This is a genomic window from Streptomyces sp. BBFR102 (assembly GCF_051397025.1).
Taxonomy (GTDB): domain Bacteria; phylum Actinomycetota; class Actinomycetes; order Streptomycetales; family Streptomycetaceae; genus Streptomyces.
The window spans coordinates 3,174,481-3,187,989 of sequence record NZ_CP195757.1; the positions used below are offsets into that span (position 1 = coordinate 3,174,481).

At 73.4% G+C, this 13,509-nt stretch carries 18 protein-coding genes; 9 read left to right on the top strand and 9 right to left on the bottom strand.

The window, feature by feature from the left end:
* Positions 1–58: 58 nt before the first annotated feature.
* Positions 59–1,186, bottom strand: a complete 1,128-nt coding sequence (pstS, locus tag ACSLIC_RS14025; protein ID WP_436738012.1) for a phosphate ABC transporter substrate-binding protein PstS — start codon at positions 1,184–1,186, stop codon at positions 59–61.
* A 163-nt stretch (positions 1,187–1,349) separates the two neighbouring features.
* Complete coding sequence (locus ACSLIC_RS14030; protein ID WP_436738013.1) at positions 1,350–1,805, bottom strand: NUDIX hydrolase; 456 nt, start codon at positions 1,803–1,805, stop codon at positions 1,350–1,352.
* A 144-nt stretch (positions 1,806–1,949) separates the two neighbouring features.
* On the opposite strand from ACSLIC_RS14030, the gene ACSLIC_RS14035 reads away from it, so the two are divergent.
* Entirely contained in the window at positions 1,950–3,065 is a 1,116-nt protein-coding gene (locus ACSLIC_RS14035) for a DUF5954 family protein (RefSeq protein ID WP_436738014.1), read from the top strand.
* A gap of 66 nt (positions 3,066–3,131) precedes the next feature.
* On the opposite strand, the gene ACSLIC_RS14040 is transcribed toward ACSLIC_RS14035, so the two are convergent.
* From ACSLIC_RS14040 to ACSLIC_RS14050, 3 genes are read right to left on the bottom strand one after another with little or no spacing between them, the layout of a single operon-like run.
* The gene (locus tag ACSLIC_RS14040; RefSeq protein ID WP_436738015.1) at positions 3,132–3,305 is read right to left on the bottom strand and encodes a hypothetical protein; all 174 of its coding nucleotides are present in this window, start codon (positions 3,303–3,305) and stop codon (positions 3,132–3,134) included.
* Between the two features lie 49 nt (positions 3,306–3,354).
* Positions 3,355–3,750, bottom strand: a complete 396-nt coding sequence (locus ACSLIC_RS14045) for a DUF6415 family natural product biosynthesis protein (protein WP_436738016.1) — start codon at positions 3,748–3,750, stop codon at positions 3,355–3,357.
* The gene (locus tag ACSLIC_RS14050; RefSeq protein WP_436738017.1) at positions 3,747–4,145 is read right to left on the bottom strand and encodes a hypothetical protein; all 399 of its coding nucleotides are present in this window, start codon (positions 4,143–4,145) and stop codon (positions 3,747–3,749) included. The genes ACSLIC_RS14045 and ACSLIC_RS14050 overlap by 4 nt, the downstream gene beginning before the upstream one ends.
* Before the next feature lie 286 nt (positions 4,146–4,431).
* Between ACSLIC_RS14050 and ACSLIC_RS14055 the strand changes: the two genes are divergently transcribed.
* The 5 genes from ACSLIC_RS14055 to gdhA all read left to right on the top strand — a co-directional run bounded on the left by ACSLIC_RS14055 (position 4,432) and on the right by gdhA (position 7,661).
* Positions 4,432–5,304, top strand: coding sequence for a helix-turn-helix domain-containing protein (locus ACSLIC_RS14055; protein ID WP_436738018.1), 873 nt, complete (start codon positions 4,432–4,434; stop codon positions 5,302–5,304).
* A complete protein-coding gene (locus tag ACSLIC_RS14060) occupies positions 5,304–5,510 on the top strand; it encodes a DUF397 domain-containing protein (RefSeq protein WP_436738019.1) in 207 nt (68 codons plus the stop codon). The genes ACSLIC_RS14055 and ACSLIC_RS14060 overlap by 1 nt, the downstream gene beginning before the upstream one ends.
* A 3-nt stretch (positions 5,511–5,513) precedes the next feature.
* Positions 5,514–5,714: a DUF397 domain-containing protein gene (locus tag ACSLIC_RS14065; RefSeq protein WP_436738020.1), complete on the top strand. Its 201-nt coding sequence runs from the start codon at positions 5,514–5,516 to the stop codon at positions 5,712–5,714.
* Positions 5,715–5,718: 4 nt separating this feature from the next.
* Positions 5,719–5,931, top strand: a complete 213-nt coding sequence (locus ACSLIC_RS14070) for a DUF397 domain-containing protein (RefSeq protein ID WP_436738021.1) — start codon at positions 5,719–5,721, stop codon at positions 5,929–5,931.
* 374 nt (positions 5,932–6,305) lie between these two features.
* Entirely contained in the window at positions 6,306–7,661 is a 1,356-nt protein-coding gene (gene gdhA / locus ACSLIC_RS14075; RefSeq protein ID WP_436738022.1) for an NADP-specific glutamate dehydrogenase, read from the top strand.
* Positions 7,662–7,710: 49 nt separating this feature from the next.
* Here gdhA and ACSLIC_RS14080 read toward each other — a convergent pair whose 3' ends face one another.
* Positions 7,711–8,271, bottom strand: a complete 561-nt coding sequence (locus ACSLIC_RS14080; protein ID WP_436738023.1) for a mycothiol transferase — start codon at positions 8,269–8,271, stop codon at positions 7,711–7,713.
* 71 nt (positions 8,272–8,342) lie between these two features.
* The gene (locus ACSLIC_RS14085) at positions 8,343–8,930 is read right to left on the bottom strand and encodes a TetR/AcrR family transcriptional regulator (protein ID WP_436738024.1); all 588 of its coding nucleotides are present in this window, start codon (positions 8,928–8,930) and stop codon (positions 8,343–8,345) included.
* 146 nt (positions 8,931–9,076) lie between these two features.
* On the opposite strand from ACSLIC_RS14085, the gene ACSLIC_RS14090 reads away from it, so the two are divergent.
* Entirely contained in the window at positions 9,077–9,985 is a 909-nt protein-coding gene (locus ACSLIC_RS14090; protein ID WP_436738025.1) for an SCO6745 family protein, read from the top strand.
* A 40-nt stretch (positions 9,986–10,025) separates the two neighbouring features.
* Here the strand turns inward: ACSLIC_RS14090 and ACSLIC_RS14095 are convergent, their stop codons facing one another.
* On the bottom strand, positions 10,026–10,424 hold the full coding sequence (locus ACSLIC_RS14095) for a VOC family protein (protein WP_436738026.1): 399 nt from the start codon (positions 10,422–10,424) through the stop codon (positions 10,026–10,028).
* Between the two features lie 100 nt (positions 10,425–10,524).
* Between ACSLIC_RS14095 and ACSLIC_RS14100 the strand changes: the two genes are divergently transcribed.
* Both ACSLIC_RS14100 and ACSLIC_RS14105 read left to right on the top strand, forming a co-directional pair.
* Positions 10,525–11,535 carry a helix-turn-helix transcriptional regulator gene (locus tag ACSLIC_RS14100; RefSeq protein WP_436738027.1) on the top strand — a complete coding sequence of 337 codons (1,011 nt, stop codon included), beginning with the start codon at positions 10,525–10,527 and terminating at the stop codon, positions 11,533–11,535.
* 116 nt (positions 11,536–11,651) lie between these two features.
* Entirely contained in the window at positions 11,652–12,896 is a 1,245-nt protein-coding gene (locus ACSLIC_RS14105) for an FUSC family protein (protein ID WP_436738028.1), read from the top strand.
* 18 nt (positions 12,897–12,914) lie between these two features.
* On the opposite strand, the gene ACSLIC_RS14110 is transcribed toward ACSLIC_RS14105, so the two are convergent.
* The gene (locus ACSLIC_RS14110; protein ID WP_436738029.1) at positions 12,915–13,442 is read right to left on the bottom strand and encodes an SRPBCC family protein; all 528 of its coding nucleotides are present in this window, start codon (positions 13,440–13,442) and stop codon (positions 12,915–12,917) included.
* Positions 13,443–13,509 lie beyond the last annotated feature (67 nt).

Here is a 13,509-nt window from a genome sequence, read left to right on the forward strand (position 1 = left end):
GTGTACCTGAGGGCGCGGGCCGGGCGCCTTGGTCGGAGCGCCCGGCCCGCAGTGGGCGTCAGCCCAGGTCGGCGATGGTGGTGCGGACCTTCTCGGCGATCTCGGCCGGCAGCGGCGCGTAGCCGTCCTTCTTCAGGAGGGCCTGGCCGTCCTCGCTGGCGATGTAGCCGAGGAAGGACTTGGTGGCGTCGAGGGTCTCGGCCTTGTTGCCCTTCTGGCAGGCGATCTCGTACGTCACCAGGGTGATCGGGTAGGCGCCCTCGGCCTTGGTGTCGTACGCCAGGTCCAGGGCGAGGTCCTTGCCCTGGCCGACGATCTTCGCCTCGGAGATGGCCTTGGAGGCGTTGTCGACGGTGGCCTCGACCGGGGTGCCGGCGCCGGTGTCCAGGGCGACGGTCTTGATGCCGTCGGTGGCGTAGGAGAGCTCGAAGTACGAGATGGCGCCGGCGGTCTGCTTCACCTGCTGGGCGACGCCGGAGGAGCCCTGCGCCGACTGGCCGCCCTTGGCCTCCCACGCCTTGCCCGGCTCGTACGGCCAGCTCTTGGGCGCGGCGGCCTTCAGGTACTTGGTGAAGTTGTCGGTGGTGCCCGACTCGTCGGAGCGGTGGAACGCCTGGATCTTGGTGTCGGGCAGCTCGGCGTCGGGGTTCAGTTCCTTGATCGCCTCGTCGTCCCAGGTGGTGATCTTGTCGTTGAAGATGTCCGCGAGGGTGGCCGCGTCCAGGTTCAGCTTGTCGACGCCGGGGACGTGGTAGCCGATGGCGATCGGGCCGCCGAGCATCGGCAGGCCGATGGCCTGGCTGTCCTTGCAGACCTCGGCCGACTTCTCGATCTCCTCGGGCTTGAGCGCCGAGTCCGAGCCCGCGAAGGCGGTCTGGCCCTGGAGGAAGGCGGTGACGCCGGCGCCGGAGCCGTCGGGCTTGTAGTTGATCTGGGTGTCCGGGCAGGCGGCGCGGTAGTTCTTGATCCAGACGTCCATCGCGTTCTTCTGCGCGCTGGAGCCGGAGGCGAGGAGCTGCCCGCCCTTGCCGCACTCGACGTCGGCCGCCGAGGCGCTGGCCTGGCCGCCCTCGCCGGTGGTGTCGCCCGTCTCGTCCGAACCGCAGGCCGTCAGCGCCAGGGCGCCGGACAGGGCGAGTGCACCGAGGGCCAGGGCGCGCGCCCTGTTCTTGCGCTGAAGCTTCACTGTCGGGGATTCCTTCCAGAAACCGGCCGAGTCCGCGGTGCTCGCGGCTCGCTCGCGTAGGGCCGAAATTAGGCAGATCAGGTGACGCCGTCTGCCGAGGGGGGTGAACGGGGGGTGAACCTCCCCTGTCGGACTGGTTCCCCCGGCGCCCGGGGACACCGGGTCAGGTACCGGGACGGGCCGGGCCCGCAGGCCCCGGTGGGCCGAGGAGGCGGAGCAGTTCGGCGACGAGGTCGCGGTCGCGGGGCCGGGTGAGCAGGGTGAGGGCCTCGCCCGGCGAGACCCAGCGCACGGCCCCGATCTCGTGGTTCGGCGTGAACGTTCCGCCGGTCGCCTCGGCGGCCCAGTACCGCACCACCTTGGGGCGCCCGCCGACCTCGTAGCGGAGCGTGGGCAGGGGCGCGCCCGGCAGGCAGTCCTGCCCGGTCTCCTCGCGGACCTCGCGGACGGCGGCGGTCAGCGGGTCCTCGCCGGGCTCCAGCTTCCCCTTGGGGTGCGACCAGTCGCCGTACCTGGGGCGGTGGACCAGGCAGAGCACCAGGGCGCCTCCTGGCTCGGGCGCGCGCCGCCACAGCACACAGCCGGCGGCCTGGATCGGGACGGGCTTGGCATCGGGCATGGCACCAGTGTGCCGAGGTGGGGCCGGGCCGCCGGACACCCGGGCAGCCGGGGCGGGGCGGCTGGGCCGGACGGAGGAGGGGCGGCGGAGGGAGGAATGCGGGAAACCCGGTCACGGGCCCGCCCGGATCGGCAGGATGTGGGCATGAATGACGGAATGCAGACGTGGCCGGGGCCGCGCAGGATCGTGGTGAGGGCGCCGGAGGACCCGGTGGAGGCGGTCACGGAGGCGGACGCCTGTGACGCTCCGCTGGACATCGACGCGGCGCTGATCCGTGGGCCGCTCTTCGGTGTGGCCGCGCAGGACGTGGCCGGCGAGGACCGCCGCTGGCGGGTGGTCTCCGCGGTCAAGGAGGGGTGCCCGCAGCAGGCCCGGGACGCCCTCATGGACATGCTCTGGCTGCGGGCGTACGAGAAGTCCGCGACCCGGGAGGAGCGGCGCGCCCTGTTGCCCTGGGTCGCCCGGTTGGAGCGGGAGCGCCTGGACGAACTGACCGTGCTGGGCACCCGGTTCCGTGTCGTCCGGGCCGACGAGTACGCCGCCGTCGGCCCGGACGGCATCGAGATGCCCCGCCCGACCGACCCCGAGCCCGTCGCGCAGCACGGCGAGGAGCACGATCCCGAGGGCGGGCTCGACGACGACGTGGTCCTGGACCCGGACGCGCCCCTCACTCCCAGCCAGGCGACCGAGCGGCTGCTCATGACGGGCCTGGTGCAGACCGCCGCGACCTTCCCGGACGACTTCCGCCAGGACGCCCGCCGGGCCATCGTCAGCCATCCGGACGTGCTGATCCTGCCGGTCGCCTTCCGGCTGGTGCAGCGCAACGGCCCCGGCTGGCGGCTCGGCGGCACCCTGCACGCCGCCCCGCACTGGGCCCGCAAGTCGCTGGTGTTCAGCCTCAGCTGGTTCGAGCCGCGCGAACGGGGCCTGATCGCCTGGGACTTCGGCGACCGCAAGGACGACGCGCGCAGCTGCGCCGCCGAGGCCGAGCCGGCGGTGGCCCTCCAGCTGGAGGCGTACGCGCAGGCGGCCGACCGCGTCGAGGCCGAGCGCCTGAACGAGGTCGAGGTCCTCGGCACCGTCCACCGCGTCTGCCGCGCCCGCCGCCTCGTCCGCTGGGGCCCCGACGGCCCGGAGGGCCCGCGCCCCTCCGACGTCAACGTCCAGGAGCCCTCGCAGGTCCGGCCCCGCCTCGACGAGGACGGGGTGATCCACCACGACCGGGAGGACGACGACGAGGACGAGCCCGACCTCCTGTGAGGCAGCCCCGTCCGGCCTCCCGCGCGGGGCGGGCCGGACGGGGCCTCGCGGGCGTCGGAGCCACCCCTACGGCGTCGGCTCCCCCGGCGCGTACCGGCGGCGCCAGTCGGGGACGCGGGCGGCCAGGTGCTCTTCCGGCACTTCGTAGACCTCGCTCAGCCTGGCGAGCGAGTGGCCGTCCCGGAGCTGGCCGAGGATCTGCTCGGCCTTCCATTCCAGATGGCTTCGGAGGCTGGACACGGTGACTCCTTCGGGAAGGGGGAGGGGAGCGTGGGGCCGGGTCGGCCGCTCACGCGCAGGCGCGCAGGGTTCCGGTCTCGGTCAGCCGCTCCAGGAGCGCTTCGGCGGCGCCGACCAGCCTGCGCAGGTGGGCGACGGTCACCGGGTGGGCGGCGGTGGGCGCCTCGCGGCGGCGCAACGCGCGGGCACGGGCGACGAGGTGCGCCACCCGCGGGTCCCGGTCGTCGGCGGCGACCGCCACGTCCTCCAGCCGCACCAGGTCGCCGCGCAGGCGCTCGGCGAGCACCGGGGCCTCGGCGGCCGGCGGGTCCTGGTCGCCGATCACGTCGCCGATGTCGTCCAGGATCGATTCCAGCGGGCGCAACCCCCGCAGGCGGGCGGCGATCCGCGCGAGGTCACCCGTGTCGAGTCGCGGCGGCTGCCACTCGACGGCGAACAGCATCATCGGCGCGTCGGGGAACCGGGCGCCAGCTCGGCCCCGGGCGCGCCCTGTGCCGCCCGTTCCGCCTCGCACCGGCCGGCCAGGTGCCGCAGGACGAAGGCCAGATCGCGCATGGCGCCGTACGCGGTGTAGGCGAGCGCCGCACCGGTACGGGCCGCCGCCAGCAGGGCCGCCGCCTCCTCGCGCGTCGGCCGGGGCCGGCCGGGGGCGTCCCGGGGAAGTTCGGCGAGGGCCGACTTGATCTGGCCGGTGAGCCGCTCGGTCATCGCCTCGATCCGGACACGCGTCGTGGTGCCGAGCTGGAGCGACAGGGCTTCGTCGGCGGCGGCGCGGGCCGCGCCGATGTCAAGCGGGACACGCTCGGGGGTGTCCGGGACCACGTGTTCGAGATCTGCCATGAGACGCTCCTGACCTGCGGGCATGGGGCGGTGCGCACGTCCAGGTCCCCCCTGTTTCACCGTTGCCCTGTGCGCTGTCGCGGCAACTGGTAGTAATCGTGGCAGCGGCACCGCCACCCGGGAAGCGTGAAGCCGGAAATGCGCGAGCGTGTTTCTGCGCGATGCATCGACCCAAATCGGGCACTTCGCGCTCCCGGGCGGCGCTTTCTGCTCCTGGGCGGAAAGCTCCTTGCGGTGGCGCGACATTCTCGGTCACACTGGGTGACGCCCACTGGGAGGCGCGAACATGATCACGGACGTGGAGAGTGCGACACCGGCTCTGTGCCGTCTGCAACTCGGCAGGGAGCTGCGGAAGTTACGCGCTGCCGCCGGACTGACCTCGACCCAGGTCGTCCGCAAGCTGATCTGTAGCCCTTCCAAGCTGACCCGGCTGGAGACGGGCGAGAACGCCGTCGTGGAGACGGCCGACGTGATGGCGCTCTGCGAGATATACGGGGCGGCCCCCGAGATCCGCGAACTCCTCGTCGGGTACGCGGCGGTGACGAAGACCAAGAAAGACTGGTGGCAGTCCCCGCAGTACCGACCCGCGATCTCCCCGACCTTCAAGGCGTACTTGGGGTTGGAGGCTACGGCGGAGGCGTTGCACACCTATCACAGTGAATTCGTCCCTGGTCTGCTCCAGGCTGAGGGATACGTCCGAGCCGTTCATCAGCTGTCGTCCGGTGCGCTCCCTGATGACGAGATCGATCGTATGGTCGATGTGCGCATGACGCGGCAGGAAGCGATGCGCCGTTCCAGCGAACCTCTGAAGTGCGCTGCGATCATCAACGAGTCGGTCCTGCGTCGCCAGGTCGGCGGGCGCTCCGTCATGCGCGCCCAGATTGAGCACCTGATCGAGATGGCGAGTCAGCCCACGGTCCGCGTGCAAGTAGTGCCGTTCAAGGCGGGTATCCATGCCGGGATGGACGGCTCCTTCACCCTCCTCAAGTTCGAGGACGCGTCTCCAATCGTCTACCTGGAGAACCTGGTCGGTGCTTCGGTCATGCGCAGGCGGGCGGACGTTGCCCAGTACGAGGAAGCGTTCACCGACCTCCAGATACTTGCCGTTGGGCCGCAGGAGTCCCTCGGCATGATCAAAGATGCAATCAAGGAGTTCTGATGCGCACGACCATGCCCGCGACGCTGTCCGATGCCCGCTGGTTCACGTCGAGCTACAGCAACGGGCAGGGCGGCGAGTGCGTCGAGGGGGCCCTGCTGGACGGCGGGCAGATGGCCATCCGTGACACCAAGGACCGTCAGCGCGGCGCGTTCGTCTTCCCGGCGGCAGCTTGGGGCGCCTTCATCGACACGATCAAGGAGAGCTGATCCATGACCCGTCAGGCAGCACTGTCCGAAGTTCGTTGGTTCACGTCGAGTTACAGCAACGGCCAGGGCGGCCAGTGCGTCGAAGGCGCCTTCCTGGGTGGCGGGCGCATGGCCGTCCGGGACACCAAGGACCGGCGCCGGGGAACCTTCGTCTTTCCGGCGACTGCCTGGCGGGTGTTCGTCGACGCGATCAAGGAGGACTGATCCGATGACCACGCACCCCACACCGCCCGGCGCCCGCTGGTTCACGTCGAGCTACAGCAACAACCAGGGCGGCCAGTGCGTAGAAGCCGCCGCGCTGGACGGCGGGCGCATGGCCGTCCGGGACACCAAGGATCGCGAACGCGGGGCGTTCGTCTTCCCCGCCCCGGCGTGGGAGACGTTCGTCGCCACGCTCAAGGGCGGCGACGCGGCTCTCTGAACACACCCGCCGAGCCGACCCGGGGATGTGCCCGGGTCGGCTCGGCGGGGTGGCCGGGGTCCGGAGCGGCGCGCTCCCGATCACCCTCCTTGGCGGAATGACGTAAATGTATGGATTCGCGTCTCAGAGGGTGGTCATAAGAGGGGGTGGTCTGGTCAGGCTGTTCATCCACCCGCAACACTTAGGGTCGAAGGGGGTCCCGTTCTTCCGTGGACGGCGGCCCCCGCACTGTGCGAGGCAACGGCGCCGAGCGCACTCCACCGGGCACACCGGTGCGCGCGCGTGCCGGTAGTCGGCGGCGCCCGTCCCCACGTGCCCGGCGACCTTGGCCCGGTCCCCACGACCGGACCCCCCGCGCCAGAAGGGACCCCCCGGTGACCCGCAACGACACCAAGGACCAGCTCGCCTCGCTCCTCGCCGAGACCGAGCGCCGCAACCCGGCCGAGCCCGAGTTCCACCAGGCCGTACGCGAGGTCCTGGAGAGCCTCGCCCCGGTGCTGGCGGCCCGGCCGGAGTACGCCGAGCCCGGACTGGTCGAGCGGCTGGTCGAACCCGAGCGGCAGATCATCTTCCGGGTGCCGTGGCAGGACGACCGGGGGCGCGTCCACGTCAACCGGGGCTTCCGGATCGAGTTCAACAGCGCGCTCGGCCCGTACAAGGGCGGCCTGCGCTTCCACCCGTCGGTCAACCTCGGCATCGTGAAGTTCCTCGGTTTCGAGCAGATCTTCAAGAACGCGCTGACCGGGCTCGGTATCGGCGGCGGCAAGGGCGGCAGCGACTTCGACCCGCACGGCCGCTCGGACGCCGAGGTCATGCGGTTCTGCCAGTCCTTCATGACCGAGCTGGCGCGCCACATCGGCGAGCACACCGACGTGCCCGCCGGGGACATCGGTGTCGGCGGACGGGAGATCGGATACCTCTTCGGCCAGTACCGCCGCATCACCAACCGCTGGGAGGCCGGCGTCCTCACCGGCAAGGGCCCGCTCTGGGGCGGCTCCGCGATCCGGCCCGAGGCCACCGGGTACGGCAACGTCCTGTTCACCGCCGCGATGCTCCGCGAGCGCGGGGAGGACCTGGAGGGCCAGACCGCCGTCGTCTCCGGCTCCGGCAACGTCGCCCTCTACACCATCGAGAAGCTGACCGCCCTCGGCGCCAACGCCCTGACCTGCTCCGACTCCGGCGGCTACGTGGTGGACGAGAAGGGCATCGACCTCGAACTCCTCCAGCAGATCAAGGAGGTCGAGCGGGGCCGCGTCGCCGACTACGCCGAGCGGCGCGGCGCCTCGGCCCGCTTCGTCGAGGGCGGCAGCGTCTGGGAGGTCCCCGCCGACGTCGCCCTCCCCTCCGCCACGCAGAACGAGCTGACCGAGGCCGACGCCACCGCCCTGATCCGCAACGGCGTCAAGGCCGTCTCCGAGGGCGCCAACATGCCCACCACCCCGGGGGCCGTCCACCTCCTCCAGCAGGCCGGCGTGGCCTTCGGCCCCGGCAAGGCCGCCAACGCGGGCGGCGTCGCGGTCAGCGCCCTGGAGATGAGCCAGAACCACGCCCGGACCACCTGGCCGGCCACCCGCGTCGAGGACGAACTCGCCGCCATCATGACCGCCATCCACGACACCTGCCACGAAACCGCCGAACGGTACGGAGCCCCCGGCGACTACGTCACCGGCGCCAACATCGCCGGCTTCGAGCGGGTGGCGGACGCGATGGTGCAGCAGGGGGTCATCTAGCCACCCCGGCCCCGGCCCCGCCTTCGACCCCCGTCGGGCCGGGCCCCCGCTACTGCCCCACCCGCCCGTCGACGCACTCCCGGAGCAGGTCGGCGTGGCCGCAGTGGCGGGCGTACTCGTCGATGCGGTGGACCAGGAGTTCGCGGACGGCGACGGCGTCCTCGCCGACGCGCGTGCCGAGGTCCGGGTGGGCGGCGAGGGCGGCGTCGGTGGCCGCCTGTTCGCGTTCCAGGGCGGCGAAGGCGGCCTCGACCTCGGCCGGGTCGGCGACGGCGCCGAGGAAGTCGGCGTCGCGCGCGCCGTAGAGCTTCGGCGCGGGCTCGCCCTCGCCGAGCCAGTTGCGCCAGTCCCGTTCGACCTCGGCCAGGTGCCGGACCAGGCCGAGCAGGGACATGGTGGACGGCGGGACCGAGCGGCGGGCCAGCTGTTCGGCGTCGAGGCCCTCGCACTTCATGCGCAGGGTGAGGCGGTAGTCGGCCAGGAACTCCTGGAGGGTGGCCAACTCGCCCTCGGGGCCCGGGGCGTCGCTCTCGCGTGGGTCGTCGTCGGGGTCGACCCACATGTCGGGGAAGACGGTCGCGCGGGTCCAGCGTGCGGATTCTTCGGTCATGCGGCCATGGTGGGTCCCCCGGCGGCGGGGCCGCCACCGAGTTCCGGTGCCCCGCCCCCACCGGGCCTCCCTCAGCCCCCCGCCGGCTCCGAGGGGGCGAAGAGCATGGCCGCCACCTCGCGGAACGCGTCCTCGGGGGCGCGGCCCTCCAAGGCGTCGTCGAGGTTCTCGCTGAGGAGGAGGGAGGCGAAGCCGTGCGCGAGTGACCAGGCGGCGACCCCGGCCAGGCGGGGGTGCGGGGCGTCGGCGCCCGGCACCCCGGCGACGCCCGCGCGCAGGGCCTCGCCGGCCGTGGCGATGGCGGAGCGCAGGGCGGGGTCGTCGGTGCGCAGCAGGGCGGGCTGGAACATCACCTGGAAGTGGGCCGGGTGCTCGCGGGCGAACCGGACGTAGGCCACGCCGCGTTCGCGCAGGTCGGGGGCGGCCTGGAGAGCGTCGGCGAAGAGGGACCAGCCCTCGGCGGCGAAGGCGGTGAGCAGGCCGGTGCGGTCCTTGAAGTGGTGGGCGGGGGCGGCGTGCGAGACCCCGGCGCGGCGGGCCAGGTCGCGCAGGGAGAGCGCCTGCGGGCCCTCGGCCCTGATCACCTCCTCGGCGGCGGCGAGGACGGCCCGCCGCAGATCGCCGTGGTGGTAGGTGCGGTCGGCGCGCTCGCTGGTCATGGGAGCAGCGTACGCGGGATCTAGGCATTGACAAGTTTCCGGTCCGAGTGCAGGCTGGGGCCCCATCTAGGCAGTGGCTAGATGGGGTACGAGGCCGGGCGGGCCGATCCCGCGCGGCGACGTGGCGACGGAGAGGCGGGGGCGGCATGCCGGACGAGGCGAAGCACGGTACGAAGACCCGGGCGGGGGCCGACGAGCGGGCGGCGGCCCGGCGGATGTGGCACCTGCTGGAACCGCTGCACGCGGTGGTCTACTACGCCCCCGAGGCGTACGAGGAGGCGGCGGCGCTCGGGTACGGCACGGCCGAGCGCTGGCCCTCGTACTTCGCCTGGCGCGCCGCCCCCCTCGGGCCGGTCGGCGCCGAGGAGGCGACCGCCGCCTTCCACAGTTTCAGCCCCGGCACGGTCGCCCGGTACGTCCCGCGGAGCTGGCGGGTGGCGGCGCCGGACGCGGTACTGGCGGCCCGGGCCCGGGCGGTCGTGCGGACGTACGCCGGACTCCTCGGCCCCGAGGCCGAAGGCCCCGGCGTCGCGGCGGCGGCGACCCTGGCCCGGCGGGTCGCCGAGGCCGCGGCCGGGACGGCGGCGGGCCCCCTGAGCGCGGCCAACGCGGCGCTCCCCTGGCCCGAGGAGCCCTCCGCCGCCCTGTGGCAGGCGGCCACCGTGATCCGCGAGCACCGGGGGGACGGGCACCTGGCCGCCCTGCGGGAGGCCGGGCTCGACCCCGTCGAGTCGCTGGTCTCCTTCGCGGCGGTGGGCGCCGCCCCGGTCGAGGTGTTCGCGAGCCGGGGCTGGAGCACCTCCGCGTGGGAGGCCGCCCGGTCCCGGTTGGCCGCCCGCGGCCTGGTCGGTGTGGACGGCACCGCCACCGAGGCGGGCCGCGCACTCCGGGCCGCCGTCGAGCGCCGCACCGACGAACTGGCGGCCAGGCCCTGGCGCGCGCTCCCCGCCGCCGACCGCGACCACCTGGTCGGGGCCCTGGAACCGCTGTGGCTCGCGGCGATCGGCTCGGGCCTGCTGCCGGGGGAGAACACGTTGGGGATCGGGAAGGTGTGAGGGGCACCCCTCCGGCGGTCCGTTCGGAGCGGAAGGGGCGTCAGCGTGTGGACTTCGCCTTGGCCTCCGGGGTGACGGGGGTGAAGAAGTTGACCAGGTTGCCGTCGGGGTCGCGGAACAGGAGCGACCGGTTGCCCCAGGGCATCGTGGTGGGCTCGGTGACGAAGTCGGTGACGAAGCCGGCCAGGTTCTGGTGGACGCGGTCCACGTCGTCGACGAGGAACTCGGTGATCACGCTGTGGTTGTCCGCCGGGCGGGCGGAGTCCGGGGCGAACAGCGGGACCGTGCGGGTGTCGGCGATCGCGAGGGTGGCGCCCGGGGTCCTGAGTTCGGCGAAGACGTCGTTGGCCCAGGTCGCCCGCACGCCGGTGGCCCGCTCGTAGAAGTCGACGAGGCGGGCGACGTCACCGGTGATGACGCGGATCGAGGCGAAGCGCATGGGGATCTCCTTGGCTGTGCTGGGGAGGGAGGGCGTGCGCCTCGCAGGCTAGGAGGAATAGGGGACGGAATCGGTCCTGTATCGGCCCTAGGCTGCGGACATGCCCCGTCCCACCGCCCGCGTGCTGACCCTCCTGGAGCTGTTGCAGTCGGGCGGCACCCGGACCGTGGCCGAGCTGGCCGAGCGTCTCGGCGTCGACGGGCGCACCGTGCGGCGGTACGTGGGCCAGCTGATCGACCTGGACGTGCCCGTGGAGTCGCTGCGCGGCCGTTACGGCGGCTACCGGCTGGCTCCCGGGTACCGCCTGCCTCCCCTCATGCTCAGCGACGACGAGGCCCTGGCCGTGCTGCTCGGCCTGGTCGCCGGCGGCCGGGCCGAGCTGACGGCGGCGGAGCGCACGGCGAACGAGACGGCGTCGGCGAAGATCCGGCGGGTGCTGCCCAAGCACCTCGCCCGCCGGCTCGACGCGCTCCGGGAGGCCCTCGCCATCACGGATCAGCCCGGCGGCCCGGCCCGCCCGGACGCCGGGCTCCTGCTCACCGTCGCCGACGCGGTGCGCCACCGCCGACCGGTCTCGATCCGCTACACCGACCGCACCGGACGGCGCAGCGAACGGACCGTGCACGCCTACGGGATCGTCGCCCACGCGGGCCGCTGGTACGTCACGGGGAAGGACGCCCAGGCCGGCGAGGACCGGAGCTTCCGGCTCGACCGCGTCGCGGGCGCGAGGGCCCTGCCCGGCACGTTCGAAGCGCCCGAGGAGCCTGATCCCGCGCAGCGCCTCCTGTCGGGTTTCGCCACGGCCGAGTACCGGCACGAGGTGACCTTGCGGGTCCACGGCACGGTGGAGCAGATCCGCGCGCACCTCCCCGCGAGCGTCGCGAGGCTGGAGGAGTACGAGCCCGGGGGCGGTCCGGACCCGGCGGCCGAGCGCTGGCTGCGGGTCGAGCTGCGGGTGGAGCGGCTCGACTGGCTGCCCCGGACCCTCGCCGCACTCGACCGGCCGTTCGTCATCGAGCGCCCCGACGAACTGCGCGACCTCGTCGTCGCCCTCGCCGACCGCCTCACCTCCCGCGCCCGCGAGCCCGGGAGCGGGGAGCCGGGCTCCTGAGGCGGCACCGGCCGCCGGAGTGACTACCACGCCCGTGCCCCCGCCCCACCTGGCCGCATCCCGTGCCACCCGGGTGGCCGAAGACCTCGGCGGCCCGGGGCGGGAAGGCGTACGGGATGCGCCCTCTCACCTCCTACGCTCCGGTGGCGGCACTCGACCGGTGGCGCAAGGACCCGACCGTCACGCAGGCGGCCCGGTCCGCCGCCGCCGCGACCTTCGCCTACGCGGCGGCGGTGTGGCTGCTGGGCAGCAAGCCGCCGCCGCTGCTCGCGCCGCTGACGGCGCTGCTCGTCGTCCAGGTCACCCTGTTCGCCACTCTCACCAGCGGCATCCGCCGGGTGAACGCCGTGGTGGCGGGTGTGCTGATCGCGGTCGGGTTCAGCGCGCTGGTGGGGCTGAGCTGGTGGAGCCTGGGCATCCTGATCGTCACGGGGCTGGCGCTGGGCCACCTCGTGAGGGCCGAGGAGTTCGTCCGCGAGGTCGCGATCTCCGCCATGCTCGTCCTCGGTGTCTCGCACGCCACCGACCTCGCCCTCACCCGCATCCTGGAGACGCTGGTCGGCGCCGGGGTCGGCCTGCTCTTCAACACCGTCTTCGTCCCGCCGGTGTGGGTCTCCTCGGCGAGCGAGTCGATCGAGGACCTCGCCGGGCGGATGAAGGAACTGCTGATCGACATCGGGGAGGAGGTGGCGGGCCACACCCCGGTCGAGCGCGCCGCCGCCCGGCTCCACGAGGCACGCGACCTCAACCACGACATCGCCGAGGTGGACGAGTCCCTCGACCGGGCGGTGGACAGCCTCCGTCTCAACCCGCGCGTACGGGAGGGCCTGCTCTCCCAGGTCGTGCTCAGTACCGGCCTGGACACTCTGGAGATCATCGCGGTGGTGCTGCGGGTGACCGCCCGCACCCTCACGGACCTGGCCCGCCGGCGCACCGACGAACCCCTCTTCCCCGAGGCGACGGCCACCGCCCTCCAGGACGTCTTCATCAACATGGCCGGGGCCATCGACAGCTTCGCCGTCCTCATCACCGCCCAGGTCAGCAAGGACGCCGACGAGGCCGAGACCTTCCTGCTCACCGAGTTGTCGGCGGCCCGCACCAGCCGCGAACACGTCGCCCGGCTGCTGCTGGAACACGTCCAGGAGCACCCCCGCCAGTGGCAGCTGCACGGCGCCCTGCTCACCGACGTCGACCGCGTCCTGGACGAACTCGACGTGGAGAAGCGCTCGACGCGCCTGGCCGAGGAACTCGACCGCTCGGCCCGCCTCCGACGCGACCGCTTCCCCCGGCTGGCCCGCGCCCAGCGCTGGGCCGGCAAGAAGACGCGCGCGGTGTGGCAGGCGGCCACGGGGGCGCGGTGACGGCCGCGCCCCACCCGCTCACCCCGAGGTCGTCCCCTCGCCCCGCCCCAGCGCCTCCAGCCCCGGCGCGAACACGCCCTCCTCGAACCGCGCGGCCAGCTCCGCCCCGTCGGCGCCCAGCGGCCGGAACGTCGCCGTCCAGGTGACCGCGCAGCGGGTGTCGCCCTCGGGGCGGACCTCCAGGCGGGCGCGGTAGCCGGTGAGCGGGAACGGGTGGGTGACGAAGGTGTACTCCAGGTTCATGAGGGTGTCGTCGAAAGCCTGGAGGGCCTCGGTGAGCCGGATGCCCTCGGTGGTGACCAGGTCGCGTACCCGCTGGTCGCCGAGGTGCGCGGTGCTGGAGGCGATGCCGGGGTGCCAGTCGGCGAGGGCCGGGAAGTCGCCGACCTCCCGCCAGACGGCGCGGGCCGACCGGTCGATGACACGGTGGGCCCGCGCCTCGGCCGCCGACGGCCGGGGTTCCTGCCGCGGGGCCGGAAGGAGGGGCTGGGCCTGGGGGAGGTCCCCCTCCGGCTCGGGGTTCTGGTGCTGGGGGACGATCGGCACGGGCTCTCCCGGAGGGCGGTCGGTACGGGGGTGACGCGTCCCGCCTGTCTAGTCGGGGTGCCGGGGG

Coding starts and splice junctions, on each gene's coding strand:
- ACSLIC_RS14050 (WP_436738017.1), bottom strand. CDS start 4,145: ATGGCAGATCTCGAACACGTGGTCCCGGACACCCCCGAGCGTGTCCCG.
- ACSLIC_RS14090 (WP_436738025.1), top strand. CDS start 9,077: ATGCCGGACGAGGCGAAGCACGGTACGAAGACCCGGGCGGGGGCCGAC.
- ACSLIC_RS14035 (WP_436738014.1), top strand. CDS start 1,950: ATGAATGACGGAATGCAGACGTGGCCGGGGCCGCGCAGGATCGTGGTG.
- ACSLIC_RS14085 (WP_436738024.1), bottom strand. CDS start 8,930: ATGACCAGCGAGCGCGCCGACCGCACCTACCACCACGGCGATCTGCGG.
- ACSLIC_RS14055 (WP_436738018.1), top strand. CDS start 4,432: ATGATCACGGACGTGGAGAGTGCGACACCGGCTCTGTGCCGTCTGCAA.
- ACSLIC_RS14030 (WP_436738013.1), bottom strand. CDS start 1,805: ATGCCCGATGCCAAGCCCGTCCCGATCCAGGCCGCCGGCTGTGTGCTG.
- ACSLIC_RS14065 (WP_436738020.1), top strand. CDS start 5,514: ATGACCCGTCAGGCAGCACTGTCCGAAGTTCGTTGGTTCACGTCGAGT.
- ACSLIC_RS14080 (WP_436738023.1), bottom strand. CDS start 8,271: ATGACCGAAGAATCCGCACGCTGGACCCGCGCGACCGTCTTCCCCGAC.
- ACSLIC_RS14060 (WP_436738019.1), top strand. CDS start 5,304: ATGCGCACGACCATGCCCGCGACGCTGTCCGATGCCCGCTGGTTCACG.
- ACSLIC_RS14070 (WP_436738021.1), top strand. CDS start 5,719: ATGACCACGCACCCCACACCGCCCGGCGCCCGCTGGTTCACGTCGAGC.
- ACSLIC_RS14105 (WP_436738028.1), top strand. CDS start 11,652: ATGCGCCCTCTCACCTCCTACGCTCCGGTGGCGGCACTCGACCGGTGG.
- ACSLIC_RS14045 (WP_436738016.1), bottom strand. CDS start 3,750: ATGATGCTGTTCGCCGTCGAGTGGCAGCCGCCGCGACTCGACACGGGT.
- ACSLIC_RS14100 (WP_436738027.1), top strand. CDS start 10,525: ATGCCCCGTCCCACCGCCCGCGTGCTGACCCTCCTGGAGCTGTTGCAG.
- ACSLIC_RS14095 (WP_436738026.1), bottom strand. CDS start 10,424: ATGCGCTTCGCCTCGATCCGCGTCATCACCGGTGACGTCGCCCGCCTC.